Here is a 26,361-nt window from a genome sequence, read left to right on the forward strand (position 1 = left end):
ACGATTCATTTAAAGAAGCCATCTTTTTGGCTTCTTTTTTATCGGACAACAATGAATTTAAATATTAAAATTGGAATGATATATATCATATTTAGCAGTTTAGAATCCATTTTGATTATTTAGGAAAACTTAAGGTTACTTGAGTTCCCACATTTTCTTTACTTTCAATATTCAAATCGATATTAAGTAAAATACATAATCGTTTTACAATTGACAACCCTAAACCAGTTCCTTTTATTTCTGGATGATCGGAAGATTTGGATCTATAAAACTGGTCGAAAATTTTCTTCATATCTTCTTTTGCAATTCCGATTCCGTTATCAGAAATTGTACAGACTACCGCTTTTTTTGTGTCTTTTAAATCAAAAGTTATAAAGCTATTTACTTTCGAATATTTGACCGCATTGGTTAAAATATTATTACTTATAATGGTAAACAAGTAGGAATCCGTTTCAACATAAAAATCCTTCGAAAAAGTAGCCACACATTTCAGTTTTTTTTCATTGATAATTGTCGAATTTCTTGAAATAACATCTAAGAATAAAGCATTTAAAGATATTTTTTCAGTCTTCAACGATTTTCTTTGATTTTCAAATCGTGCTAATAAAAGTAGCTCATCAACTAAATTATTCAATCGATTGACTTCGTTGATACAGAAATCGATTTTGTCTTTGTATTCTTTCTCGCTACGAGGTTTTCTCACCAAAACTTCCATTGTGCCTTTGATCACAGCCAGTGGAGTTCTCAGTTCGTGTGAAGCATCAGAAGTAAATTGTTTTTCACGTTCGATCGCATTTTCTACCCTATCCAACAAATTGTTAATGGTTTCAGAAAGCAAGTGAAGTTCGTCACGATTAATTGGTAAGGGAATTCTAGATTTCAGGTTGTCTTTGGTGATAATATTAGAGGTCTGAATTATGGAACATATTGGTTTTATACTTCTTCCTGCTATGAATCGCGCAATAAGAAATAGTACTAAAAGTATCAAAGGATAAGCTACTATTAATATGAAAAATAAATTATTCAAAACCATTGCAGAATCTTCTAAAGACATGGCGATGATCATAAATCCAATTATCTTAGTATTTTGATATAAAGGAACTTGTATTTGTCTAACTGAAGTGTTTTCAAGCCTTCCGTCAAACAAAACATTATTGATTGCTAAAGGATAATACGTTAGTTTTTTTTGTTTTAGATTCGGAGATTTATCCACTAATGCTCCTAATTCATCCACAAATTGAATGAAAGCTGGACTGATGTCTACCTTGTTGAACTGCACCTTTTTCCACTGTTTTTCACGAATAAGAAGGACGCAGTTTTCCTTGACCTCAATTTCTTTTAAGTGTTTGACAACTTCCAATTTGATGTCGTTATTCACCTTCACATACACACTGAATCGTACAATTGCGTATATGACAAAAAACACTACAAAAATTAATAATGCTGTAGAAATTAGGTAATTGGAAGCAATTCTATTTTTAAAAGAAAGTTGTTGCATTTATTTAATCGTTGGCGATATAACCCACACCGCGAATGGTTTTAATGTAATCTTCGTCTACTTTTAAGTTGAGTTTTTTTCTAATAGAATTCATAAAAACATCAATAACTCCCGTATCATAATCGAAATGAATATCCCAAACATCCTGAATTATTTGTGTTCTTGAACAAACGGTTCCTTTATTTTTAACCAAATACGATAGCAAGTCGAATTCTTTTTGTGTCAACGCAACATTTTGTTTATCAACAGTAACAGCGTGTTTTTGGATGTTGATTTCAATTGGACCGAGAGTTAATATTTCTTGGTCTTTTTTATCTCGAAGCTGGACTTTAATGCGTTCTAACAGTTCGTCAAAACTGAAAGGTTTCTTAATATAATCGTTTGCACCTGTTTTTAAACCTTCTACCGTTTCTTGAACTGTATCTTTAGCCGTCAGGAAAATAATAGGTGTTTTAGTATCGGTTTCTCTGATTTTTTGACAAACTTCTAGGCCGGTCATTTTGGGAAGCATCCAATCTAAAAGTATCAAATCAAACTTTTCTTTTTGAGAAAGAGTATAACCTTCTAAGCCATTATTAACAGCAGAAATTTGATAATTTTCTTCTTCTAATCCCTGTTTCAGAAATTGAAGAATTCCTTCTTCGTCTTCAACTATAAGTATGTGCTTCATAGCGGCTATTTTTTTTGGTAAATTTAAATCAAAATTAAAAAGCTATTACTAAAATCAATACTTTATTAATCAAATATTAATTAAGTTCTGAGCTTAAATTTAATCAAAAGCAATAAGCTTTATTTAATTAAGCTTAATGAATTTTTTTAATAATATTTTTGAATTATTTACATAATACTAATTGTTGCTGTTAGTATTATCATTAGTTTTGGTTTGTCAAATTGTTTGACAATCCAAGTAAGATAATAATAAGTATTTTAAATAAGCCTGTTAAAAACAATCAATAAAGAATAAAGTTATATGAATACAAATGTTATTAACAATTATTCCAAACTCAAATCATCTTTATTTTTTTTACCCATATTTTTCTTAAGTTTAATTGTAGTAGTTCTTAGTACTCAAGATGCCTTAAATACGGTTAACTACGTAAAAATTCAAAAAGGCACTTTTTTTTATATTAATTATAATTTAGGACAATATCCAAACTTTATCGCGAATCTTACCCAAATAGGAGATACTTCAATTTTTTTTGCATTGCTATCGATTTTTATTATAAAAGCACCAAAATTATGGGAGGCTTTATTATCATCTACCATAGTTGCGGCTCTATTTTCTTGTTTACTCAAAACTATTTTTAGAGTTCCACGACCTCATGAAGTCTATGATGATAGTAGTTTTATAATAATCGGAAAAAAAGCTATAGGTTTTGCGAGTTTACCTTCCGGACACTCAATTACAGTCTTTACAACACTTACTGTTTTGTTATTTGCATTTATGCCTAAAATGTTGAAATATAAAATTTTATGGATTTTTACTATAATCATCTTAGGATTAGCAATTGCGTTTACAAGAGTTGGCGTCGGAGCACATCACCCACTTGATGTTATTATTGGCAGTATTATTGGATATATTTCTGGACTTTTAGGGATTTTTGTCATCATAAAATATAAAATTTTTGCGTGGATCAACAATAAAAAATATTACCCAATTTTTATAGTGTTAATGCTAAGTTGCAGCATTTCGTTAATTTACAAAATAATGTATGAAAATTTGGTAATATATTATTTGACCCTAATTTGTTTACTTATTTCACTTTATAAAATCACTTATGTATATCTTAAAAAATATTTTAAAAATAACTCATTTCGTTTTATTAATGAGTCTGCTTAATTTTTTATTCTTTCATTACCCTTTTTTTAAATTTGTTGTTAATAATGTTGATTATAAAAGTAGCGATGGTATTGTTATTATTATTAGTTTAATTATTCTAATGGTAGTTTTAAATGCTTTTGTTTTTTTTATCATTTTTTTTCTTTCTCGTTTTGTCGGAAAATTTTTGTTGGTCTTATTCTTTATGATCAACGCAGTTGCTATTTACTTTATTAATACCTACAGCGTTATATTAGATGAAAGCATGATTGGCAATGTGCTCAATACAAAATTTGAAGAGTCTAGTGGTTTTTTTTCCATTAAATTAGTTTTATACCTAATTTTCTTTGGTATTCTTCCTAGCATTTATATCATTAAAGTTACAATTATAAATGTAACTGCAAAGAAGTTTTTAACCATCACTTCACTTACACTTTTATTTATTTTAAGTTTAGTATTTGTAAATTCAAGCAATGTGCTGTGGATTGATAAAAATTCAAAAGTATTAGGTGGACTTGCTATGCCTTGGTCCTACACAGTTAATATTACTCTTTTTAATGTTCATCAGTACCAAAAAAATAAGAAAGAAATTTTATTACCAAATGCAATAATAAAGGATACACAAAAATCAGTTGTAATATTAGTTATAGGAGAATCTGCCAGAAGCGAAAATTTTTCTTTATATGGATACAATAAAAATACCAATCCACTACTTGCAAAAATACCGAATGTCTTTCATTTTAATGCTAACGCTGGAGCCACTTATACTTCCGCAGGTTTAAAATGTATCTTAGAGCATACTCGTACAGACGATTTGTATGAAATTTTACCCAATTATTTATATCGAAATAATGTAGACGTTATTTGGAGAACTACAAATTGGGGAGAACCTCCAATTCACATAAAAGATTATCAAAATAGAGAAGTTTTAATGCCAAATTGCAAAGGTGAAGGATGTAATTATGATGAAGTTCTTTTAGCTGGATTAAAAGAACAAATACTAGCCAGTAAAAAAAATAAAATATTAATAATATTGCATACAAGTACAAGTCATGGACCTACTTATAGCAAGAAATATCCTTCTCAATTTGAAACTTTTAAACCCGTTTGCAATAGCGTTGAATTAGCAAATTGTTCGCATACAGAACTAATCAATGCTTATGACAATACTATAGTTTATACTGATTATATTTTATCAAAAGTAATTGAAGATTTAAAACAATTACCAGAGTATAAAAGTGCGATGATTTTTGTTTCAGACCATGGTGAATCCTTAGGAGAAAATAATCTATATATGCATGGATTACCTTTAAGTATTGCTCCTAAAGAACAGTATGAGATTCCGTTTATCGTCTGGTATTCTGATAATAGTTCGAAAAAATTAAAGCCTAATAAATTAATATCTCAAAACTATATTTTTCATAGTGTTTTAAATTTTTTAAGCATTCAAAGTCCAATCTATAATGAGGAAATGAACATTTTTAAATAATTAGCAATTCCAAACGCTTTTATCAAAATTTAGAAAACTGACAATCATATGCTCATCATCGGACAAAAGCATTATAAGAATATAAACTTGTGGGAGATTATAGAAAATTCGAGTGTAGATTTTATAATTCGAAGCAGGAAAGAAATAGAGCGAACAATTAACTTATAAAAAAAACCTCCGATTTCTCGAAGGTTTTTATTGTTTTTTTAAAATACGCCGGTATAGCTTACAAACACTACTTTTCCGTCGCTGTAATATTTGGCGAGAAGTAATTTTTTACTATCCTGAAAATAGTTCATAAATTGGTGAACATAATATCCTCCGCTAAAATCACCATCTATTCTACTGTTGTATTGATAAGGAGCGATTGGCAACTGAATGTTTTGTACATTCAATATAAAATTTGGTGACGTCAATTGATACAAAACAGGATATTCCTCATTGTTTTTGTCTCCGCCCCAAGCAACGGTGTTCAAATAATAGTTTCCTTTTATATTCAATAATCCAAAATTATTTACCAATTCATTACTGAACGGAACTTTTGGAAGCAGGTTCATGCTTTTTGTGACTTTACCTTCTGTATTCATTACAATCAACATGCCAGCTCCAAATGAATAAACAGGATCATTAAACTTAGGATCGTTTGGAAAAGCAGATGATGGTTTAGAACCTGTTTTGTATTTACATTCAGTAAACAATTCAATTTGATTATTTTGAACAGTTACACTATTGAATTTTACATCCTGAATATCTTTGATTCCAGGGAAAGCATCTATTTTATCGTTATTCAAAATTTTTCCACCATTCAAATCATAAAGCATAATGTTGCTGTATGAAGCTTCTCTTAAACTAGCTTTAAAATTGAAAGCAACAAGATAATCCTGAGTTCCGATAGAAATTGCTAAAGGTTTACTGATTTTAATTTCAGCACCTAAATCTTTATCGGCTTCGCTAGTAGCATCAACAACATATAAACTGTGCTTTTCTCCTTTTTCAACTACTCGCTTAACGAAAACTAATTTACCTGAATTCGTCATCGTAACATCTCCCGAATAGAATTCTAATGGGAAAGTGATTGTTTTCTTCCAAACTTCTGCAAAAGATTTACCGTCAATTACCAAGCAGTCATCCACTTCAGCGATTTTTCTGTTGGAGAATTTAGAATACACGATTCCAAAATAAGTACCGTTTGGAGAAGCAACAACCGTAGCAGTTCCCGATTTTGAAATACTTTCAAAGGTGTAATCGACAATTAAAGTAGACGTAAATTTATCCGTAGTTTTATCAAAAATCATTCTGTGAATGGACTTCTTTTTAGCTTTATTCGAATAACCATCAATAAAGATTACAATTTTGTCTTTTCCTAATTCGTAACTTCCTAAATAATTGTATAAAGTAAACATCGTTTTTTCGGGAAAATCCTGAGTAAACGTGTTAACCAGATTATTTTTCTGATCAAACTTTCTCATGATGATACCGTGTTGGGCCATCATTCCATGTTTGTTTACCGCAGTCATTAAGTAATGCCCATAATTATCGGCCAAAACCACTTTTGGATCTTCTTCAAGATTCACATTATAATCAAATTTTGAACCCCATTCTTTTTTGATTTGAGCAGACATCGTCGTAGATGTTAGCACCAAAATCAATGTGAAAATTCTAAAATATTTCATAATTATACTTTGTAAATTGCGCTTTCAAATTGTTTTAATTCTGCTTTTTCCTCATAAGACAAGTCCATATAAATTATATTTTCTTGCAACGCATTCAGTTGTTTTTCAGCTTCTTTTTTGTCGCCAAGTGCAATGTATAAACGAACTAAGTTAAATGATACAAACGTTCCGATTTTAGCATTCAAATCAGCTTTTTTGTCTTTCCATTGGATTTTTGTCATCGTATCTTTCCAAATATCAATTCCTTTTTGCATTCCAGCCATTCCCGCTGCAGTCATTTCTGGACTTTCCGGATTTAGTTTTCTCAAATTAGTTGACACATAAACGGAAGCTTTTTCTAAATCATCGTATTTTCCTTTGTTTTTAACAGAAACTATTTTTACCGATGGCGTTGTGTAACGAATACCGTAATTCTCATCTAAATACGCGTTTACATGAGCAATAACTTCATTCAAATAATTCTTTTCAGATAAAGGTTTGTTCAAATTATTAGACGGAGAAGTCGAGTACAATTTGAAATCCTGATAAAACATAGTATTTATCTTTTCGGTTCCATTTATCTTAACAATCAATTTTGTAGGTTGATTAGCGAATGTTTGTCCAGCATTATCTTGAAAATTCATTTTTTTGATATCAAGCATTATATCTACATAACTTCCACCTTTCGTGAATCCTGTAATTCCAATTTGTGAAGCCAAAACATCATTATCCACAATGATATAATTGTTAAAATTTGGTTCGCTATAAACGGGTTTAGTTGGTTTGTAATATACGGGCTTAGTTGGTGTAACTAATTTTGGCGCTTTACCCTGATCGGTCATTGCCAAACGCTCTAATAAAGACATTTTTTTAAATTCGGCTGATTCTAAAGCATATTTTTCTTTAGAATTAATAACATCTTCATCGTAAGTTTTTAATTTATCTTTGAATTCCACTTCGCTATCTGCTACAACTTTATCGTAATTTTTTAACTCTGCTTGAAAATCTACTTTTGATTGTGCCACAATATCATCCGTTTTCAACGTGTATGGCGAAGTAACTTTAACTTTAAAATTTCTATTCAAAGCTTCTATTGGAAATTTTGCTACAACAGGAACTCTAAACTGAACCATTTCAGAAGTAAAACTTTGTGCATTTGATAACGAAACAACTCCAATAAGGAATACTAGTAAAAATCTAACTTTCATAATTTTAATAATTTACATTTTGGCAAAAGTACTATAATTATTAAGCCTACAAAATACAATCATAGTTAATTATGTTAAAATTAAAGAAATAGCGATTATAACAGTCCGTTATACTTTCGGATAAACCATTCTGTACCTAAAGAAATGGCGATCAAAACAAGTAGCCAAACCCAATCAATAAGTGGTGATTTTTTAACCAAAGTCTTTTGAATGGCTTTATAACTTTCGTCTGCAAGAAGTTGTTTTATAAGTACATCAGTCTGATTGGCAAGGAAAGCTTTTCCTTTGGTCTGGTTTGCCAATTGGTTTAATTTGTTCCAATCTGGGTTCACAAATTGTTTTTCAATATTAAAATCTAAGACTTCAAAACCACTGCTGTAAACTGAATTAGAGTTCAATTCTTTTACTGTAAACGTATAATTTCCAGCGGATAATCCGTCAAGATTTACTTTGAATGCGTTAGATGTTCGAAGCAAATCGTAGTTTTTAACTTGTTTGGTTTTTTTATTGGTAACTGAAATGGTCAATCGCGCTTTTTCATCCAATTCATAATTCTTATTGAAATACTGCGCCGTAATTTCGATACCTTCACCCGAGTTGTAAAAGCGTTCGTGATTGACAACTAAAGATTTTTTAGAATTATTAGAAGCCAAATATTGTATTGTTTTGTCTAAGAAAATATCAAAATCGGCAAAGCTTTTTTTATCTACGTAAGTATTCGCACGCCATTTCCAGATGTTTTCACCAAATAAGTAAGCGTTTCGCTTGCCTTGATTTTCAGCGAAAGCCAACAAAGGTTGATTGGTTGCGATGTTTCGGATGGTAGATGATAAAAGAACATTCACGTTTCCGGTTTCTGTGATCGTTCCAAACGGATTTTCTAAGGGCGGAAATTGCTCAAATCCGAAATTATCTAATGCAAAAAGATTAAATTGAGTGTCGAATGAAGCCAAATAATCCTCTTTACTTCCACTCATTTTGAAAGTAAAATTATCCTGATTTTGATTTAAGAAAGTGTAGTCGGTATCATTTCCGGTAATAATCCAACTGTTGATTCTCGCATTTTTATTCTGATCAAAAATAGCTTTAAACTCTGCATTTGGTTGATACAAAATCAAAACATTATAATTAAGTAACGAACTGACTTGGTTTGGCTTAATAATAGTTACTTTTCGTTGCGCATTAGATTCTATTGCGCGTTTTATCGCACCCAAATCAGGATGAGAAATGGTAGAAATCAAGGCAACTTCTGTTTTTTGATCAATGACTTCTACTGCAAAATTTTTGGTGTTGTTATACGTGTTCTTTTCCTGTTCTTTTGATGATAGTGTTGCTTTCAGAATTTGAATTCCCACTTTATCCGCCGGAAGTAAAACATTCAGCGTTGCCGATTTTTTAGAAGGTGAAAAAGAAACCGTTTGCTCATTTAAAACCGAATTCCCTTGAGAGATTTTAAACGTAGCATTGATACTTTTTGTTCCCGAATAATTCAGGAATACTTCAACTGGATATTTATTCTTGTGAAAAGCATATTTGTTGACGTTCAATTGCGAAATCCTTAAATCTAAATACGTCATCGTATCACCAACAACCAATGGATAGACTTTGTTATCGGGGTTGAACCCGAAAACGTAATCTTCACCCGATGTTTGGTTTCCATCAGAAATCAAAACCGTTGGGTAATTTGTATTCTTATAGATGTTCTTAAGATTCTTGGCAACCACATCAATATTAGATTGTGTTCCTTTAAAATCAATGGTATCCGATGGCAAAAAATCGGAATCAAACTGATAAGTCTGTACTTCGAACTTGTTCGCTAAATCGGAATTCTCAGAAAGTTTTTTAAAGACTTCCATCGCCGAATTATTTGCTTTCAAATCTTTTATAGAAGCCGAATTATCGATTACAATAGGCAACGGAGTTTTTACCGTTTCAATAGTTTTTCGGGTAATAATCGGATTAATCAATAAAAGTAGTAATCCGAAAATGCTGAAGAAACGCAAAAAAGCCAAAAGCAGCGTCACTTTCGACTTGCTTTTAGCTTTGTATAGGTATTGGTAAAATGATAAACCAGCAGCAATTAGTATTGATACAAGTAATAACAAGATTGTTGTGGTATTCATTTAAAGAATTTATTTTAAATTTTAAATTATAAATGAATCGAACAATTCAAAATTCATAATTCAAAATTCATAATTATTTTTAAGTAAGCATTCCTCCGCAAACATTCAACACTTGGCCAGAAACATACGCACTCATATCGGAAGCAAAGAAAAGACACGCATTGGCTACATCTTCTGGAGTTCCACCGCGTTTTAGCGGAATAGAATCTCTCCAACCTTGCACCACATCGGCATTTAATTTGGCTGTCATTTCAGTTTCAATAAATCCTGGAGCAATAGCATTACAACGAATGTTTCTTGAACCCAATTCTAGCGCTACCGATTTAGTAAAACCAATCATTCCCGCTTTAGAAGCTGCGTAATTTGCTTGCCCGGCATTTCCCTTCACTCCTACTACGCTACTCATATTTACGATAGAACCCTTACGGTTTTTAAGCATCACTTTCTGAACCGCTTTGGTCATATTAAAAACCGATTTTAAGTTGATTTCGATTACTTTATCAAAATCTTCTTCAGACATACGCATCAAAAGGTTGTCTTTTGTGATTCCGGCATTGTTAATTAATATGTCAATATTTCCGAAATCAGCCATAACATCGTCTGACAATTTTTGAGCTTCGTTGAAATCGGCTGCATTTGATTTATATCCTTTGGCTTTAATTCCCATTGCCGATAATTCGTTTTCTAAGGCCAAAGCTGATTCGGCAGATGAACTATAAGTAAACGCAACGTTTGCTCCGTGTTGGGCAAATACTTTGGCGATTCCGCTTCCAATTCCTCTACTCGCTCCAGTGATGATGGCTACTTTTCCTTCTAATAATTTCATGATAAAATTAGTTTTGATTTTTTTTATTGAAAGTTCAAATATAGAATATTTTATACTTAGTAAAAAATCATTTGCTATCATTGTACTCGAAAGCAAGCAAATGATTGAAAACCAATTCCATTTTGAAAAACTATATCATGAGTATAAAAAACTTGTGTTCAATGTGGCGTTGAATTATCTGCAGAATATTGAAGATGCTGAAGAAATTACGCAAGATGTTTTTGTCAAAATTTATAATTCAGTAGACAATTTCAAACAAGAATCGAGTTATAAGACTTGGATTTACCGCATTACTATCAATCAATGTTTGGATTATATCAAGCAGAAAAACAGTCAGAAACGCTTTTTTATATTTGGAAAGAAAAGCCAAAACGAACAAGAATATCTCACGAGTTCCACTTTCGAACATCCTGGTATTTTAATGGAAAACAAAGAAGAAGCAGCAATTCTTTTTAGTGTTATCAATACGCTTACGGAAAATCAGAAGACTGCTTTTTTACTTTCCAAATTGGATGGAATGAGTAATTCTGAGATTTCAGAAATCATGGAGTTGAGTATTTCATCAATAGAATCGCTTGTATTTAGAGCCAAAGTCACGCTTCAGGAAAAATTAGGAGAAAAATTTACCAACTACCGCAAGAAAAAATAAAAACCTTCGTCTATATGAGTATGGAAAAAAATAATTGGATAGAAACTATTCTAAACAGCACCAACGGAATTACACAAGTAACGCCCAATGATGCTTTATTTTCTAAAATCCAGCAGCGAATTGAGCCCCAAAATAAAGTCTCATCCAAGACACTTTGGTTTGCAGCGGCTTCAATAGCTGTGTTAGTTATGCTTAACGTCAGCATAATTGCATCCAAATCAAAATCAGAAAAAAATTCAACAACAGCCTATTTAGAAATGACAATTAATAAAAGTAACCAGTTATATTAACGATGATGGAAAAGACAAAACTTTTAACGATTTCAGTTGTTGGACTATTATTACTCAATTTAGGAACACTGGGATTTCTTTTTTTGAATGGAAAAAATCACGGACCATTACATGAAGGCAGACCCGAACCAAAGGAAATTATTATTGGAAAATTACATTTTGATGCTGCCCAACAAAAGGATTATACCAAATTAATACAATGGCATCGCGGAGAAATCAAAAATCTTGACGCAAACATTCGTCAAACTAAGAACGAATTGTATTTCCAATTAAGTGAATCCGAAGTGAATGTAAAAACAAAAGACAGTCTGATTACACTTTTGAATACTTATCAAAAACAAATTGAAGAAACGCATTTCAAACATTTTCAAGATATCAAAAAGCTATGCAAACCAGAACAACAAGATAGTTTTAATGATTTAACCGAAGAATTAGGACGAATATTTTCGCCAAACAAGCCACCAAGAAAAAGACATGATTAAAAAAGGAATATATCTTGTTTTCCTTTTGATTTGTTGCTTTCAGAATTATTCTCAAAGTAATAGCGATTCGTTGCATCTCAATTTTAATCTTAAATTCAATAAACTTCCTTTAGAATTAAACAAAAACTATGTTTCTGATACTAAAGACACTTTGAGTATCAGCACTTTTAAATGTTATGTTTCCAATATTCAAATTCAGTATAGCGATAACTCAAGATTTATACAAAACGACAGCCAGCACCTACTCGATTTTGACAGCTCCAATTCATTTCAAATTCCAATTTGCAAAAAATCAGATAAGTTAATTTCCAAAATCACTTTCAATATTGGTATTGATAGTCTAACCAATACGGCTGGAGCCATGGCTGGTGATTTGGACCCAATCAAAGGAATGTATTGGGCTTGGCAAAGCGGTTATATCAATATGAAGATAGAAGGTAAAAGTACACGTTGCAAAACTCGTAAAAATGAATTTCAGTTTCACATTGGCGGTTATCTTTCTCCCTTTTACGCTATGCGGAAAGTAGAAATCAACGGCAATGACAATAGCAATTTCAATAGCAATGACAATTTCAATAGCAATAACAAAATAAATATTGCGATAGAGTTAAATGATTTTTTCTCCAAAATTCAATTATCACAAACAAACAGCGTTATGATTCCGGGGAAAATTGCCCTGGAATTAGCCAATGATAGCGTTAAAATGTTTCATTTAGAATGAGAACCTATTGGAAATATTATGTTGTATTTGGGCTTATTGGATTATCCTTTTCCAATCAATTTACGACACCTTTGTACTTAGAAATTCCTGAAAATTGGCCTCAACCTAAATATGATTTCAAAAAAAATCTGTTGACGGAAGAAGGATTTCAACTCGGAAGAAACTTATTTTATGACCCAATTCTATCGCGCGATAATACTATTTCCTGTCAGAGTTGCCATTTGCAACAAACGGGATTTACCCATGTCGACCATCAATTGAGTCACGGCATTGAAGGTAGCATTGGCACCAGAAATTCTTTAGCACTGATTAACCTGGCTTGGAACAAAGATTTCCATTGGGATGGTGGTGTGAATAATTTAGAAGTACAAGCCATCAATCCAATTACTAATCATTCTGAAATGGATGAAACTTTGGAAAATGTCATCTCTAAATTGCAAGCAAGCGAAAAATACAGAACGTTATTTTCAAAAGCTTTTGGCGATGATAAAGTTACTAGTCAACGCATGTTGAAAGCATTGGCACAATTTACGGTGATGCTAACTTCCTCCAATTCAAAGTACGACAAAGTCATGCGCAACGAGGTCAGTTTTACAACCCAAGAACAACACGGCTATGACTTGTTTAAACTTAATTGTGCTTCGTGTCATACAGAACCATTGTTCCGAAGTGATAAATTTGAAAAAAACGGATTGGCAATCGACACCACTTTGAATGATTTAGGTCGGATAAAAATCACAAACAAATCCGACGATAATCTGCGTTTTAAAATCCCAACATTAAGAAACATTCAATTTACGTTTCCCTATATGCACGATGGCCGATTTAAAACCTTGACCGAAGTTGTGAAGCATTACAACTCGCTAGGACATGATAAAAACTTACCAAAGGAACTAGCAAAACCCATGAATCTATCCGATAACGACCGAGTAGATTTGGTTGCTTTTTTAGTAACCTTGACCGATAAAGAATTTCTATTCAATAAACGATTTAGTTTTCCTAAAAATTAATTTTAAAACAATACGCAAGAATTAAAAAGTTCTGTCGTCTAAAAAAACAACAAACCAAATAACTAATTATGAAAAAAGCACTTTTACTTTTATTGCTTAGTACCCATTGCATACTTTTTGCACAAACCAACCCTGCTATTACAAGCTGGTTACAAAACACAACCGGAATTACGGGTCGTCATTATGTATCAGGAAACCCTACTCCTATTATAGATGCGGTTGCAGCCAATGTTCAATCGGTTCAATACAACACTACTTATTCTTATGTATCGGCAACAGGAATTCCCGCATATATAACGGGACCATTTCAAGGCGGCAATCCTTCCTTAGCAACAGCTCAGAATAAAATTTTCAGAATTCCGTTAACGGCAACTCAAAATACAGGAACAGCCACAGCAACCACTGGTGGAAATATTGGCGTTTTTATTAATGGCGTGGCTTTATTCGATTACCGAGATGGTGTGGCTTGGAACAATACTACAAATGCACTTTGTGGTGGACCTGGAAATCCTCCTTGCGCCGGTGGACCAATGACTACTCAAGCTTGGAACCGAGATGCAATTCCGGCAGAACGTGATGGTTTTGATTGTGCCAAAGCACATCCTGCGATGGGAAATTACCACCACCACCAGAATCCAAGTGCATTTAATTTAGACTTACAAGTGGTATCGACCATTTGTGATGCCTATCCTTCTGATGGTTTGTATGTAATAAATCCCACGGTGCATTCGCCTTTGCTGGGATTTGCTTATGATGGTTTTCCAATATATGGAGCTTATGGCTACACCAATGTTGATGGAACAGGCGCTATCGCAAGAATGAAATCCAGTTATCAATTAAGAACCAATACATCTAGAACCAATGGCCCAGCAGTTGGAGGCACCTACTTCAATGGGTATTTTAGAGAAGATTATGAGTATGCTGCGCATTCTACTGACCCAACCTATTTAGATGTTCACAATGGTCGTTTTTGTATCACGCCCGAATATCCAGTAGGGATTTATTGTTATTTTACTACGGTAGATGCCAATCACAACTCGGCGTATCCCTATGTAGTGGGACCAACATTTTACGGAAATGTTGCTGTTACTACTGTTACTTCAGTTCCGGCCGGAACCACAACATTTGTCTTAGCAAATGCAGATTTTAATTTGTCCAACTTGAATATTAAAATCTATCCAAATCCGGCACAGGATTTTATAGCGATTCAATCGGATATGATAGAAGACAATTTGGACGTTTCTTTGATTGACGAATTAGGCAAAGTAATCCAAACCAACAAAATCCTGCAAGGAAGCACGTTGAGCATTATCGATTTAACCACTGTTTATAATGGTATTTATTTTGTGAAAATAGCCAGCGGAAAAGATGATAAAACGTTTAAAATAATTGTAACTAAATAATCCTATGAAACTTCGCTATTTATCATTCGTTCTCCTACCTGCTCTTTGGTCTTGCAGTAGTTCTGATTCAGGAAGTAATTACATTGACCCCTATGCTAATGTAAAGGTAACTTTTGGTACCACTATCGATGTAGATAATTTAGCGAATTATGCCAATCAAAATATTCCCTCATACATTACTAAAGACAACACCACTGGAAATCCTATTACCAATAAAGGAGCAACGCTTGGAAGAGTCTTGTTTTATGATAAAAATTTGTCGGCTACCAATACTGTTTCCTATGCCACTTGTCACCAACAAGCGAATGCCTTTAGCGATGCCAATGTAGCAAGTATTGGTGTAAACGGAACTACAGGAAGACATGCCATGAGGTTAATCAATACCCGATTTGCAGTTGAAAATAAGTTTTTTTGGGATGAACGTGCCGCAACATTAGAGTTACAAACTACACAACCCATACAAAATCATAGCGAAATGGGATTCAGCGGTACTAGTGGTGATGAAGGTTTTAGTGGTTTGGTAACTAAATTAAATCAAATAGCGTATTATAAAGAACTTTTCAAGTTTGTCTATGGCTCAGAAGAAATTACCGAAAATAAAATCCAATTGGCACTGGCGCAATTTATTCGAAGTATTCAATCATTCGATAGTAAATATGATACAGGACGAGCGCAAGTTGCCAATGATGGTCAATTGTTTCCCAATTTTACTGCACAAGAAAATCAGGGCAAAAATTTATTCTTGTCTCCTCCCGTTTTTGATGCTACAGGAAACCGAATAGCCGGAGGAGTTGGATGTGCAGGCTGTCATGCTGCACCAGAATTTGATATTGCACCCAATTCAGGAAATAACGGAATCATTGGCGTTTTAAACGGAACTGGAATTGACATTACCAATACCCGCGCTCCTTCCCTACGCGATCTTGTCAAACTAGACGGAACCTTGAATGGCCCATTGATGCATACTGGATTTTTTACTTCACTACAAATGGCTATAGGTCATTATGGAACAATCAATATCGCTCCGGGAAATACAAATCTCGATCCAAAGCTTCGTCCAAATGGTTTTGGACAGCAGCTCCACTTTACAGCAGCCGAAATCAATTCGTTAATAGCTTTTCTTAAAACACTCTCAGGATCTAATGTTTATACTGATGCGAAATGGGGAAACCCTTTTCCGAATTAAAATAAAAAACTCCTCTTTTTATATAACTAGAGGAGTTTTTTTTATGTGTCAAAGCGATAGTTCAAATACCTTGAAGCTTGGGGAGTATTGAGCGACTTTTATTCCTTAATAAACTTACCACTTGCTGTTCCTTTATCAGTAACAATCTTAATAAAATAACTTCCCGATTTTAATTCCGAAACATCCAATGTTGTATTCGGATTGGTATTTACTTGAACTAACTGTCCGAGCGTGTTATAGATACTTACCGAGCTCATTAGCACATCTTGCTTAGTTGTAATAGTCAAAATATTTTTAGCTGGTACTGGGGACAAACTAAACATACTACTAAACTCAAAATCCTGAGTACCCAAAGCAGTAATTGTCGTAGTATAAGTATTAGTCAGAATTGGAAAATTATAATCAAAATAAATATTTGCACTATTACTAAAAGTATTCCCAACAACCAATGTTGACTTTGTTTTTATTTTAAATACCACATAACCGTCATTATTGGCATCATCAAACGGAAGGTTAATATTTTCAAAAATGAATTCTACTTTATTCGTATTCTTGATATTCGTAACAAAACTGGCGCTTCCACTTAATGGAACCAAACTACTAACATCAAATTTAGTTGTATCAATTATATCACTTACAACAATGTTTTCTGCCTCAGCCGTTCCGGTGTTTTCAAACCGTATCATGTAATGCACATACTTACCAACCGTTTCCAAGCCAACTACATTACCTTCCAAACAGTTCTTATCATTTGGATCAAATGAACCAACAACCACTTGCTGTAAGCGATGTGAATTATCGGTTTGGGTTTCGTCAGCAGTCAAGGGAAATATGGTGGATTCAAATTTTATTAAGTCTCCAATAGTAAGCGGAAGAGTTTCTGAAGGGGTATTCATATTAATAATGACCTCTATCTCGCGAGTTTCAAAAGGAGCAAGATTGACATAAGTCCATGTCAGTAAACTAAAAGCTTGACTGTTTGGTACAGGTGTTGACATGATAAAATCCATATAATTATCTTCAAAACCAAAATTTAAGCTTCCTGAAATTACTGTATTTCCTTTGTTTTTATAAAAGATTTTATACCTCGAATCAAAACCTGGTCTTGCTCCGATTATGGGTACAATCCAAGTTTCAACATCCTGATGTGTTCCATTTGGGGTAATGCAAAAATTTTGAGTTACAGGCGAAACCTGATCAGGAAAAGCAAGTTCTAAGCTTGTTGGCGATGCTGTATAATAGGATGGATTTTCAAAAACGGGTGTAATGGTATAGCTTCCGGTTGAAACGTCAATATTATAATTTCCAGAGGCATTGCTTATGATACTCCCTGACGTAGTACCATTTTCAATCGTGAAACGTAAATTTGGGAGAATAATATCATTGTTATCACAGCCATTAGCATCAAGGTCGAGTTTTTCACTTCCCTGAATGGTATAGTTAACACCGCCGGGCGTAAAACTGCAATAGGTATTTATATTGCAATTCGGATAATAGCTCTGTATAAATGCAATTTCAGATTCATCACAGCAAACATACTGCATGTTTGGATTTCCTTGTGTAATCATTCCGAAATTGTCAATTCTGCCATTTTTAACATTCATTGCTTGCAAATTATTAAATCTCAATTCATAAAAAGGTGGACCTTGGTTAGCAGGATAAGCAATTGCCAAATCACTCAAATCTAAATACTCAATGAGGTTATTAGCGCATTGCAGATTGCGCAATTTGGTAAGTCCTGAAATATCCAACTGGATTAATTGATTGTTTTCACAAACTAAGCCTTCTAAGTTCGATAGATTGGATACATTTAAACTATGCAAACCCATATAACTACAACCTAAATAAGTCAATAAATTGTTACCCGATACATCCAAAGTTCCTAAAGGTGTGTAACCACAATCCAAGCTTTTTAAGTTGGGCATTGTAGCAAAATTAAATGTTGCAAGTGGATTTTGTCCGCAACTAAAAAGCTCTAAGTTAAGTGAGTTAGTTAGCACAATACTGGTAATCTGATTATAACTACAGTCAAAATTTTTAAGACTTGGATAGTTATTTAGATTAATCGAGGTAAGCAAATTAGAATTACAATACAACTCATCCAGATGAATCAGTCCTGTATAATTTAAATTAGTAATATTGTGGCTACTGCATCTTAAAAACTTCAAATTAGTAAAACTGCTCAACCCTGTAAGGTTCGTAACATAATTTAAATCCGATGCTATTCTGTAAAAGTCAAGGTGAGAAACTGCCAAAGCTTCACTAACTTCAATTTGTCCGTTATTGTTTGCATCTATTTTAAAGTAGGCTCCCAATAAATTCTTAACGATGTAATTGTTTGTATCTGCTTCTAAAAGTTTTGCTTTAAAATTCGCATCAGGTATAGTAACAATCTGCGCATTACCAATAACTAACGTAAACGCTAAAATCAAAAAAGTGTAAAGCTTGTTCATAATTATTCTTTTATAAACTTACTACTTGCTGTTCCGTTATCACTTATAATCCTGATGAAATAATTTCCGGTTTTTAAACCCGAAACATCTATAATTTCATTCGGATTGGTATTTACCTGAACCAATTGACCAATTGTATTATAAATATTTATAGAGCTTATTACAACAGTTTGTTTAGTTGTAATTGTCAACACATTTTTAGTAGGCACTGGACTTAGTAAAAACGCACTTTGAAAGTCAAAATCTGCTACAGCCAATGGATTAAAAACAAGCGTAGTATAAGGATTAGTAACAATTGGCGCATTGTAATCGAAATAAATACTTGCCGAGTTAGTGAAAGTATTTCCATCAACAAGAGTTGGTAATGTTTTGATTTTAAATGCTACGTATCCATCGTTATTGGCATCGTCAAAGGGAAGGTTTATATTTTGAAATATAAATTCCACCTGATTGGTATTAGAAATTTTTGTAGAAAAAGCATCACTTCCAGTTAAAGGTATCAAAGTTGTAATATCATACTTAGTGGTATCAATTACATCTTTTACAACAATATTCTCAGCTGAAGCAGTACCATTGTTTTCAAAATGAATGATATAATGCACATACTTTCCAACTTCATTTACAGGCAAGACAGCACCTTCGGTACAAATTTTATCATTTGGATCATAAGAATTGACAACAAGTTGATAAAAGAAAGAGGAATTGTCATCTGGAGTTTCATCAGTTAACCCCGTGACCGTAGTAGTAAAAATTATTCCATTTCCAGCATTTACAGCAGGAGTATCCGTCGGTGAATTAAGATTGAGAACAACCTGAATTTCTCTTGTGTCATAGGGTAGTAAATTACTAAAATCCCAGTTTAAAGTATTCGTGACTTGACTAGAGCTACTTGGGTTTGAAGAAACAAAATCCATAATAGTGTCGTCAAAATCTAAGGATACCGACCCACTTTGTGTTGAAGTTCCTTTGTTTTTATAGACGATTACATAGTTAGCATCAAAACCGGGCCTTGCAGGTCCAATAGGATATAGTACAACTTCTAAATCATTGTGAACAGTATTGGATGTTATACAAAAATTTTGAATAAACAGACTTGTTGTAGCTGGAAAAGTAACCGTAGCAGTTGCTGGTGAAACTGTAAAATAAGTTGGGTTTTCTACTATTGGAGTTATGGTTTGTGTTCCGGCTTGTACATCATAATGATAATCCCCAGTACCATCTGAAATGAGGCTTCCTATATTAGTGCCATCGCTAAATGCCAATTTTAAATTCGGATAATTAATATCGGAAGCATCACAACCAGTATTGTTTTCGTCATATTTATTATTTCCCTGAATAGTATAAAAATCACCTCCAGGATTAAAACTACAATACGAGTTTACATGGCAGTTGGTATAGCCATACGTTGTGATACTATTCTGAAATTGTGCAATCTTGTTCTCGTCAGTGCAGATATATTGTAAATTTGGGTTTCCTGCAAAAAAAAGGTCTGCCAATTCGTTTGTTGAACCTGTTTTAATAAATAAAGTTTCTAATGGATTATTATCAGCATAAAGTGAATATAGGTTTGGTGAATGACTAAGGTCAATAGTGGTTAGGAGCGTATTTTCAGAATCTAATTCGGTAAGCGAAACCAAATTAGTTAAATCTATGGAAGCAATCGGAGTAAAACTAATGGCCAAAAATTGGAGTTGTGCCAAATTGGATACATCAAGTGTTGCAATGGGATTCAAAGAACAGGTTAATGTAAGTAGATTATTTAAGCCACTTACATCCAAAGCTGAAAGTTGATTATTACTACATTGCAATACTGTAAGATGAGTAAGTCCGCTTAGATCGAGTGTTTCTATTAGATTATTTTCACAAGTAAGATCAATTAGATTTAGCGAATTACTTAAATCAATTGAGGGAATTTGATTAGAAGAAAAATTTAAAAATTCAAGTAGCGTCAAATCGGTGACATCCAAAGTGGTCAATTGATTTAGTCCACAATCTAACGATGTTAGGTTTGTCAATAAATTAAGGTCTATTGCTTGGACAGCATTTTGTGTAAAGTTAAGTTTTCCCAAAGCTAACGAACTAGCCAAGTCTAATTCGGGTATCAGGTTTTGTGAGCAATCCAAAGTTATAAGAGCGGATAATGTAGAGGTGTCCAGGTAATTGATTTGATTCATATTGCATTTTAAATGCTGCAAATGCGTTAACCCTGATACATTTAAACTAACCAAATTGTTATCTAAACATTCTAAATTTTCTAAATTCAATAATGCTCCTAAATCTAAGCTTGTTAATGAATTATTATTACAAAACAATATTCTCAAATTCATGAAACTGGCTATTCCTGTTAGGTTGGATATAGGATTGAAAACACCCTGCACATTTAATTTCCAAACCAATAAAGCTTCACTAACTTGAATTTCACCATCATTATTAGTATCTATTTTTATGGGCGTAGATTCAGCATTATAAGCTATAGGTTGTGTAGGACTCGCCGCTAATAACTTCGCCTTAAAATTTGCATCGGGAATGTTAATAATTTGTGCATTTCCGACAACTAACGCAAACATTAAAATCAAAAAAGTGTAAAATTTTTTCATGTATATATGCATTATTCTTTAATAAATTTGCTACTTGCCGTTCCTTTATCGCTCACAATCTTGATAAAATAAGTTCCAGTTTTTAATTCTGAAACATCTATCGTTTCGTTTGGATTGGTACTTACCTGAACCAATTGTCCGATTGTGTTATAAATATTGATTGAACTTATTATAATAGTTTGTTTGTTTGAAATAGTCAAAACTTCTTTTACTGGAACTGGTGATAAAGAAAACAGGGTACCAAAATCAAAATCAGAAGTACTTAAATTTTGGATTATAGTTGTTGCTGTATTTGTTATTATTGGAAAATTATAATCAAAATAGATATTTGCGCTATTGCTGAACGTATCCCCCAAAACTAATGTTGGTTTTGTTTTGATTTTGAAAGCCACATAACCATCATTATTAGCGTCGTCAAAAGGTAGATTAATGTTTTCAAAGATGAATTCAACCTGATTGGTATTAGTAATTCTAGTAACATACTCAGCACTTCCGCTTAGTGGTATTAAGCTGCTTATATTATATTTGGTAGCGTCAATTATGTCTTTTACTACAATGTTTTCTGCATTGGCGTTTCCGGTATTTTCAAAACGAATTAAATAATGTACATATTGTCCAATCATTGCAGGAGATATTGCTGCTCCTTCGAGGCAGGTTTTATCATTTGGATCTAACGAATTAACTGAGTTTTGATTTAATGTGAAACTATTGTCATTTGGAGTCTCATCATATGAACCAGCAATAGTTACAGTATAACTTAAATTATCTCCAGCATTAAATGCAGGGATTTCGATTGGAGAATTGAGATTCATCGTAAATAGGATTTCTCTTGATTCAAATGGCTGAAGGTTTGAAAATATCCAAGACAAATTATTCGTGGATGATCCTGTATTTAGTGGATTAGCCGAAACAAAATCCATTATATAATCATCAAAAGATAAACTGATAGAACCATTTTGCGTAGTAGTGCCTTTATTCTTATAGAGAATTTTATAATTTGCATCAAAACCAGGTCTTGCAAGGCTTAATGGAATTATGGACACTTCTAAATCATTGTGGACTCCAGTGGCAGTTACACAAAAGTTTTGGGTAATAGGACTGCCTACAGCAGGAAAAGTTAGGGTTACCGCTGGTGGCGAAACTGTAAAATAAGTTGGATTTTCTACTATTGGAATGATAGTATGTGTGCCAGACTGAACATCATAGCTATAACTTCCTGTAGCATTAGAAATTAAATCACCTGTATTTGTGCCATCGGTAAACGAAAATTTTAAATTAGGGTAATTAATATCGGCAACATCGCATCCAGTATTGTTTTCATCATATCTGCTATTCCCCTGAATGGTATAGAATGTTCCTCCAGGTGCGAAACTGCAATATGTATTAACGTGACAGTTTGAATACCCATACTCAGTAATTTTATTCTGAATAGTCAGAAGCTGAATGGCATCGGCACAAATGTACTCAATATTCGCATTGTTAGAAAAATTTAAAGTAGATTCAGTTAGTCCATTTTTGACAAACAAAGTATTTAAAATATTATGACTACAGTCAACATATTGCAAGTATAAAGAGCAGCTACTTAAATCTAATGTGGTGAGTTGATTATTTTCACATTCTAAATAATTCAAGTAAGGTGAATTATCTATTTCAATTGAAGTCAACAGATTGTTTTGACATACGACATCCATAAGATTAGGAAACTGTGTTAAGTTTAGACTAGTCAGAAGATTGTTTTGACAATATATATAATAAAAATTTAACGACGAATTATCTAATACTAATGTTTCTAGTTGATTGTCGTTACAAGCCAACGATTGAAGATTAGCCAAATTGCTCACATCAAGTAAAGTAAGCAAATTATGATCACAGTTTAATGCTTCAAGGTTAGTCAGACCATTTACATCTATAGTAACGATTGAATTATATTCACAATATAAATTAGTAAGTTGCGGCAATCCATTGAGATTTAAATTTGAAATCATATTGTTGGCACAATTAAAAATCTTAAGGTTAGGCATACCAGAAATATTTATTGATGAGATTTGATTATTTCCTGCGCTAAATTCCTGAAGTGCTGTTAAGCTAGTCAAATCTAATGTTGTTAGCGTTGTTAATTGACAATCATAAGCTCTAACTCTTTCAAGATTATTCAATCCTGTTAAATTTAAAGAAGTAAGATTTGGATTGTTAGTACAGAGCAGGTCACGCAGATTAGTCATACTAGTTAAATCTATAGATGCCATTTGAACAAAAGAAATCTCTAAAACTTGCAAGTTTGTAAAATAGTGTAGTCCTTCAATTGATAGTATAGCTGTATTATTGAGATTTAACTCCATAACCTGTGAAGCTTCGTCTTGGCTTATTTCACCGTCATTATTTGCATCAATTTTAAAATATACATTACTAAGATTTACTGCAAAAAGATTTGTATCAGCATCAGCCAATAACAATCTTGCTTTAAAACTAGCATCGGGAAAATTTAGTATTTGTGCCTTTACTGAAAATTGACTTAAAACAAGAATAAGTAAAACGTAGTATTTTTTCATAGCTAGTAATTTGAGTCTCAAATATAAGAAAGTACGAAATAAAAAAGCTCCACTAATGTGAAGCTTTTTTTAAATATAATTTGAATGGATATTATCCCATTACTTCTTTCACTTTTTTACCTATTTCTGCTGGTGAATCTACCACGTGAATGCCACATTCTCTCATGATACGTTTTTTAGCTTCAGCTGTATCATCAGTACCACCCACGATTGCACCTGCGTGACCCATTGTTCTTCCTTTAGGAGCAGTTTCTCCAGCAATGAAACCAACAACTGGTTTACGGTTTCCATCAGCTTTAACCCATTTAGCAGCATCTGCTTCTAATTGACCACCGATTTCTCCAATCATAACGATACATTTCGTTTCGTCATCATTCATTAATAATTCAACTGCTTCTTTAGTTGTAGTTCCAATTATTGGATCTCCACCAATACCAATAGCTGTTGTGATTCCCATTCCTTGTTTCACTACTTGGTCAGCCGCTTCATAGGTTAATGTACCCGATTTAGATACAATTCCAACAGTTCCTTTTTTGAATACAAAACCTGGCATAATACCAACTTTGGCTTCACCTGGAGTAATAACACCTGGGCAGTTTGGACCAATTAATCTACAATCTCTTCGTTTGATATATTCATTTGCTTTAATCATATCTGCAACAGGAATACCTTCAGTAATAGCAATAATTACTTTGATACCAGCGTCTGCAGCTTCCATAATAGCATCAGCAGCAAAAGCTGGCGGAACGAAAATGATAGAAGTATCAGCTCCTGCTTTTTCTACAGCGTCTTTAACTGTATTAAAAACAGGTCGGTCTAAATGCGTTGTTCCTCCTTTTCCTGGAGTAACACCACCAACCACATTAGTACCGTATTCAATCATTTGCGTAGCGTGAAAAGTTCCTTCGCTACCTGTAAATCCCTGAACTATTATTTTTGAATTTTTATTAACTAAAACGCTCATGTTTGTATTTGTTTATTGTGTTTATTTTTCTAGTGTTGCAAAAGTATGAAATAGTGTTCAGTGTTCACTAATCAGGACTCTGTTTTTTATCAAAAACTACAGTTGACTCATTTGATAGCCTCTGTAAAGTTTGTTGTTTTTCAGCTCCCAGACAACCATAAAGTGGGCTAAAAGCATTTCTTCTCTTGGGTTTTCGATGGTTTTTACATAATGTGCGTAGCGAACAGAAACGGTATTTCCATCTTCGAGAATATGTGTGATTCTTGCTTTCGAACGAACATACGCTTTGCCTAATTCAGTAGATAAGTCGATGATCTCCTGATGTTTTAATTTTAGATACCCTTTTGAACTGTGCCATTCCAAAACTACATCAGCATGTAAAAACTTTGAAACAGTTTCGCTTTCCAATAAGACATCTGATTTGTAAAACTCTAGAACGATTTCTTTAGCGCTCATCTTTATTTTAGTTTGTTTAAAATTTCTGGTATTTTCTTGACATTAGCCAATTGCTTTAATTTCTCTCTGGATTCTTCTATTGGTGTTCCGAAATAACTCTTTCCACCTTCAACCGATTTGGTTACTCCCGTTTGTCCCATGATAACCGCCTTCGCTCCTATCGTGATTCCGCTTGTAGTACCCACTTGACCCCACATGGTAACTTCATCTTCAATAATTACACAACCAGCGATTCCGGTTTGCGAAGCAATAAGACATTTTTTTCCAATAATCGTATCGTGACCAACATGCACTTGATTGTCGATTTTTGTTCCCGCACCAATAGTAGTATCTCCCGTAACGCCTTTGTCAATAGTACATAACGCTCCTATTCCAACATTATCTTCAATAACCACTCTGCCGCATGAAAGCAATTGGTCGAATCCTTCAGTACGTTTTTTATAATAAAAAGCATCAGCGCCAAGAATGGTTCCCGAATGAATGATGACATTATCGCCAATCACCGTATGATCGTAAACAATTACATTGGCATGAAGCAGACAGTTTTTACCAATCGTTACATGATTTCCGATAAAACAATTGGGCTGAACAATAGTTCCTTCTCCAATCGTTGACGATTCTGAAATACTAGCACTTGCTGGCACAAAAGGGCGAAAATGTTTGGTAAGAGTATTAAAATCCCTAAACGGATCGTCAGAAATCAACAATGCTTTTCCAACTGGACATTCGACTTCTTTGTTAATTAAAACAATAGTCGCCGCCGATTCTAAAGCCTTATCATAATACTTTGGATGATCTACAAAAACGATATCACCCGGCGTAACCACGTGAATTTCGTTCATGCCTTCCACAGGAAAATCATCAGCCCCAACATATTGGCAACCGATGATTTCAGCAATTTCTTTGAGCGTATGTGTTTTTGGGAACTTCATGTTTTAGATTTGTTTCAGGTTTCAGGTTTCATGTTCAGGTGGTTTGACACAACC

At 33.2% G+C, this 26,361-nt stretch carries 21 protein-coding genes; 9 read left to right on the forward strand and 12 right to left on the reverse strand.

Annotation, left to right across the window (positions count from 1 at the left end; translation table 11 throughout):
• Positions 1-115: 115 nt before the first annotated feature.
• Together PSU83_RS04685 and PSU83_RS04690 are read right to left on the reverse strand one after the other, a co-directional pair.
• The gene (locus tag PSU83_RS04685) at positions 116-1,498 is read right to left on the reverse strand and encodes a HAMP domain-containing sensor histidine kinase (protein ID WP_300587241.1); all 1,383 of its coding nucleotides are present in this window, start codon (positions 1,496-1,498) and stop codon (positions 116-118) included.
• Between the two features lie 4 nt (positions 1,499-1,502).
• Complete coding sequence (locus tag PSU83_RS04690; protein WP_300587244.1) at positions 1,503-2,168, reverse strand: response regulator transcription factor; 666 nt, start codon at positions 2,166-2,168, stop codon at positions 1,503-1,505.
• 300 nt (positions 2,169-2,468) lie between these two features.
• On the opposite strand from PSU83_RS04690, the gene PSU83_RS04695 reads away from it, so the two are divergent.
• Together PSU83_RS04695 and eptA are read left to right on the forward strand one after the other, a co-directional pair.
• Entirely contained in the window at positions 2,469-3,338 is an 870-nt protein-coding gene (locus tag PSU83_RS04695; RefSeq protein ID WP_300587247.1) for a phosphatase PAP2 family protein, read from the forward strand.
• Positions 3,283-4,806 carry a phosphoethanolamine--lipid A transferase EptA gene (eptA, locus tag PSU83_RS04700; protein WP_300587329.1) on the forward strand — a complete coding sequence of 508 codons (1,524 nt, stop codon included), beginning with the start codon at positions 3,283-3,285 and terminating at the stop codon, positions 4,804-4,806. Before PSU83_RS04695 ends, eptA begins: the two co-directional genes overlap by 56 nt.
• 206 nt (positions 4,807-5,012) lie before the next feature.
• On the opposite strand, the gene PSU83_RS04705 is transcribed toward eptA, so the two are convergent.
• From PSU83_RS04705 to fabG, 4 genes are all read right to left on the reverse strand, one after another.
• Positions 5,013-6,479 (reverse strand): hypothetical protein, encoded by a 1,467-nt coding sequence (locus PSU83_RS04705; protein ID WP_300587249.1) that lies wholly within the window; start codon positions 6,477-6,479, stop codon positions 5,013-5,015.
• A gap of 2 nt (positions 6,480-6,481) precedes the next feature.
• A complete protein-coding gene (locus tag PSU83_RS04710; RefSeq protein WP_300587252.1) occupies positions 6,482-7,666 on the reverse strand; it encodes a hypothetical protein in 1,185 nt (394 codons plus the stop codon).
• A gap of 95 nt (positions 7,667-7,761) precedes the next feature.
• The gene (locus PSU83_RS04715; RefSeq protein WP_300587254.1) at positions 7,762-9,789 is read right to left on the reverse strand and encodes a hypothetical protein; all 2,028 of its coding nucleotides are present in this window, start codon (positions 9,787-9,789) and stop codon (positions 7,762-7,764) included.
• A gap of 79 nt (positions 9,790-9,868) precedes the next feature.
• Positions 9,869-10,615, reverse strand: a complete 747-nt coding sequence (gene fabG / locus PSU83_RS04720) for a 3-oxoacyl-[acyl-carrier-protein] reductase (protein WP_300587256.1) — start codon at positions 10,613-10,615, stop codon at positions 9,869-9,871.
• Here fabG and PSU83_RS04725 point away from each other — a divergent pair.
• The 7 genes from PSU83_RS04725 (at position 10,614) to PSU83_RS04755 (ending at position 16,356) form a co-directional block, all read left to right on the forward strand.
• The gene (locus tag PSU83_RS04725) at positions 10,614-11,264 is read left to right on the forward strand and encodes an RNA polymerase sigma factor (protein WP_300587258.1); all 651 of its coding nucleotides are present in this window, start codon (positions 10,614-10,616) and stop codon (positions 11,262-11,264) included. The two genes, fabG and PSU83_RS04725, sit on opposite strands and share 2 nt — an antisense overlap.
• 14 nt (positions 11,265-11,278) lie before the next feature.
• Positions 11,279-11,554: a hypothetical protein gene (locus PSU83_RS04730; RefSeq protein WP_300587261.1), complete on the forward strand. Its 276-nt coding sequence runs from the start codon at positions 11,279-11,281 to the stop codon at positions 11,552-11,554.
• Positions 11,555-11,559: 5 nt separating this feature from the next.
• Positions 11,560-12,036 (forward strand): hypothetical protein, encoded by a 477-nt coding sequence (locus tag PSU83_RS04735; RefSeq protein ID WP_300587263.1) that lies wholly within the window; start codon positions 11,560-11,562, stop codon positions 12,034-12,036.
• Positions 12,029-12,757 carry an MbnP family protein gene (locus PSU83_RS04740; RefSeq protein ID WP_300587266.1) on the forward strand — a complete coding sequence of 243 codons (729 nt, stop codon included), beginning with the start codon at positions 12,029-12,031 and terminating at the stop codon, positions 12,755-12,757. The genes PSU83_RS04735 and PSU83_RS04740 overlap by 8 nt, the downstream gene beginning before the upstream one ends.
• Positions 12,754-13,767: a cytochrome c peroxidase gene (locus PSU83_RS04745; RefSeq protein WP_300587268.1), complete on the forward strand. Its 1,014-nt coding sequence runs from the start codon at positions 12,754-12,756 to the stop codon at positions 13,765-13,767. Before PSU83_RS04740 ends, PSU83_RS04745 begins: the two co-directional genes overlap by 4 nt.
• Positions 13,768-13,835: 68 nt before the next feature.
• Positions 13,836-15,170: a YHYH protein gene (locus PSU83_RS04750; RefSeq protein ID WP_300587270.1), complete on the forward strand. Its 1,335-nt coding sequence runs from the start codon at positions 13,836-13,838 to the stop codon at positions 15,168-15,170.
• A gap of 4 nt (positions 15,171-15,174) precedes the next feature.
• A complete protein-coding gene (locus tag PSU83_RS04755) occupies positions 15,175-16,356 on the forward strand; it encodes a cytochrome c peroxidase (RefSeq protein WP_300587273.1) in 1,182 nt (393 codons plus the stop codon).
• A gap of 98 nt (positions 16,357-16,454) precedes the next feature.
• Here the strand turns inward: PSU83_RS04755 and PSU83_RS04760 are convergent, their stop codons facing one another.
• The 6 genes from PSU83_RS04760 to PSU83_RS04785 all read right to left on the reverse strand — a co-directional run bounded on the left by PSU83_RS04760 (position 16,455) and on the right by PSU83_RS04785 (position 26,307).
• On the reverse strand, positions 16,455-18,809 hold the full coding sequence (locus PSU83_RS04760) for a T9SS type A sorting domain-containing protein (RefSeq protein WP_300587275.1): 2,355 nt from the start codon (positions 18,807-18,809) through the stop codon (positions 16,455-16,457).
• Positions 18,810-18,811: 2 nt separating this feature from the next.
• Positions 18,812-21,406 (reverse strand): T9SS type A sorting domain-containing protein, encoded by a 2,595-nt coding sequence (locus PSU83_RS04765; protein ID WP_300587277.1) that lies wholly within the window; start codon positions 21,404-21,406, stop codon positions 18,812-18,814.
• An 11-nt stretch (positions 21,407-21,417) separates the two neighbouring features.
• On the reverse strand, positions 21,418-23,955 hold the full coding sequence (locus PSU83_RS04770; RefSeq protein ID WP_300587279.1) for a T9SS type A sorting domain-containing protein: 2,538 nt from the start codon (positions 23,953-23,955) through the stop codon (positions 21,418-21,420).
• A gap of 91 nt (positions 23,956-24,046) precedes the next feature.
• Complete coding sequence (sucD, locus tag PSU83_RS04775) at positions 24,047-24,919, reverse strand: succinate--CoA ligase subunit alpha (RefSeq protein ID WP_300587281.1); 873 nt, start codon at positions 24,917-24,919, stop codon at positions 24,047-24,049.
• Positions 24,920-25,015: 96 nt separating this feature from the next.
• Positions 25,016-25,375, reverse strand: coding sequence for a nuclear transport factor 2 family protein (locus PSU83_RS04780; protein WP_300587283.1), 360 nt, complete (start codon positions 25,373-25,375; stop codon positions 25,016-25,018).
• A gap of 2 nt (positions 25,376-25,377) precedes the next feature.
• Positions 25,378-26,307 (reverse strand): UDP-3-O-(3-hydroxymyristoyl)glucosamine N-acyltransferase, encoded by a 930-nt coding sequence (locus PSU83_RS04785; protein ID WP_300587285.1) that lies wholly within the window; start codon positions 26,305-26,307, stop codon positions 25,378-25,380.
• Positions 26,308-26,361: the final 54 nt, after the last annotated feature.

Origin of the sequence: Flavobacterium sp. (genome assembly GCF_029945805.1) — a bacterium.
GTDB lineage: Bacteria > Bacteroidota > Bacteroidia > Flavobacteriales > Flavobacteriaceae > Flavobacterium.

Excerpts from the sequence above, each read along its gene's own strand:
- PSU83_RS04770 (WP_300587279.1), bottom strand. The coding sequence starts at position 23,955 with ATGAAAAAATACTACGTTTTACTTATTCTTGTTTTAAGTCAATTTTCA.
- PSU83_RS04745 (WP_300587268.1), top strand. The coding sequence starts at position 12,754 with ATGAGAACCTATTGGAAATATTATGTTGTATTTGGGCTTATTGGATTA.
- PSU83_RS04705 (WP_300587249.1), bottom strand. The coding sequence starts at position 6,479 with ATGAAATATTTTAGAATTTTCACATTGATTTTGGTGCTAACATCTACG.
- PSU83_RS04765 (WP_300587277.1), bottom strand. The coding sequence starts at position 21,406 with ATGAAAAAATTTTACACTTTTTTGATTTTAATGTTTGCGTTAGTTGTC.
- PSU83_RS04785 (WP_300587285.1), bottom strand. The coding sequence starts at position 26,307 with ATGAAGTTCCCAAAAACACATACGCTCAAAGAAATTGCTGAAATCATC.
- PSU83_RS04780 (WP_300587283.1), bottom strand. The coding sequence starts at position 25,375 with ATGAGCGCTAAAGAAATCGTTCTAGAGTTTTACAAATCAGATGTCTTA.
- PSU83_RS04755 (WP_300587273.1), top strand. The coding sequence starts at position 15,175 with ATGAAACTTCGCTATTTATCATTCGTTCTCCTACCTGCTCTTTGGTCT.
- PSU83_RS04760 (WP_300587275.1), bottom strand. The coding sequence starts at position 18,809 with ATGAACAAGCTTTACACTTTTTTGATTTTAGCGTTTACGTTAGTTATT.
- fabG (WP_300587256.1), bottom strand. The coding sequence starts at position 10,615 with ATGAAATTATTAGAAGGAAAAGTAGCCATCATCACTGGAGCGAGTAGA.
- PSU83_RS04710 (WP_300587252.1), bottom strand. The coding sequence starts at position 7,666 with ATGAAAGTTAGATTTTTACTAGTATTCCTTATTGGAGTTGTTTCGTTA.
- PSU83_RS04715 (WP_300587254.1), bottom strand. The coding sequence starts at position 9,789 with ATGAATACCACAACAATCTTGTTATTACTTGTATCAATACTAATTGCT.
- PSU83_RS04725 (WP_300587258.1), top strand. The coding sequence starts at position 10,614 with ATGATAAAATTAGTTTTGATTTTTTTTATTGAAAGTTCAAATATAGAA.
- PSU83_RS04685 (WP_300587241.1), bottom strand. The coding sequence starts at position 1,498 with ATGCAACAACTTTCTTTTAAAAATAGAATTGCTTCCAATTACCTAATT.
- sucD (WP_300587281.1), bottom strand. The coding sequence starts at position 24,919 with ATGAGCGTTTTAGTTAATAAAAATTCAAAAATAATAGTTCAGGGATTT.
- PSU83_RS04740 (WP_300587266.1), top strand. The coding sequence starts at position 12,029 with ATGATTAAAAAAGGAATATATCTTGTTTTCCTTTTGATTTGTTGCTTT.
- PSU83_RS04690 (WP_300587244.1), bottom strand. The coding sequence starts at position 2,168 with ATGAAGCACATACTTATAGTTGAAGACGAAGAAGGAATTCTTCAATTT.
- PSU83_RS04695 (WP_300587247.1), top strand. The coding sequence starts at position 2,469 with ATGAATACAAATGTTATTAACAATTATTCCAAACTCAAATCATCTTTA.
- PSU83_RS04735 (WP_300587263.1), top strand. The coding sequence starts at position 11,560 with ATGGAAAAGACAAAACTTTTAACGATTTCAGTTGTTGGACTATTATTA.
- PSU83_RS04730 (WP_300587261.1), top strand. The coding sequence starts at position 11,279 with ATGAGTATGGAAAAAAATAATTGGATAGAAACTATTCTAAACAGCACC.
- PSU83_RS04750 (WP_300587270.1), top strand. The coding sequence starts at position 13,836 with ATGAAAAAAGCACTTTTACTTTTATTGCTTAGTACCCATTGCATACTT.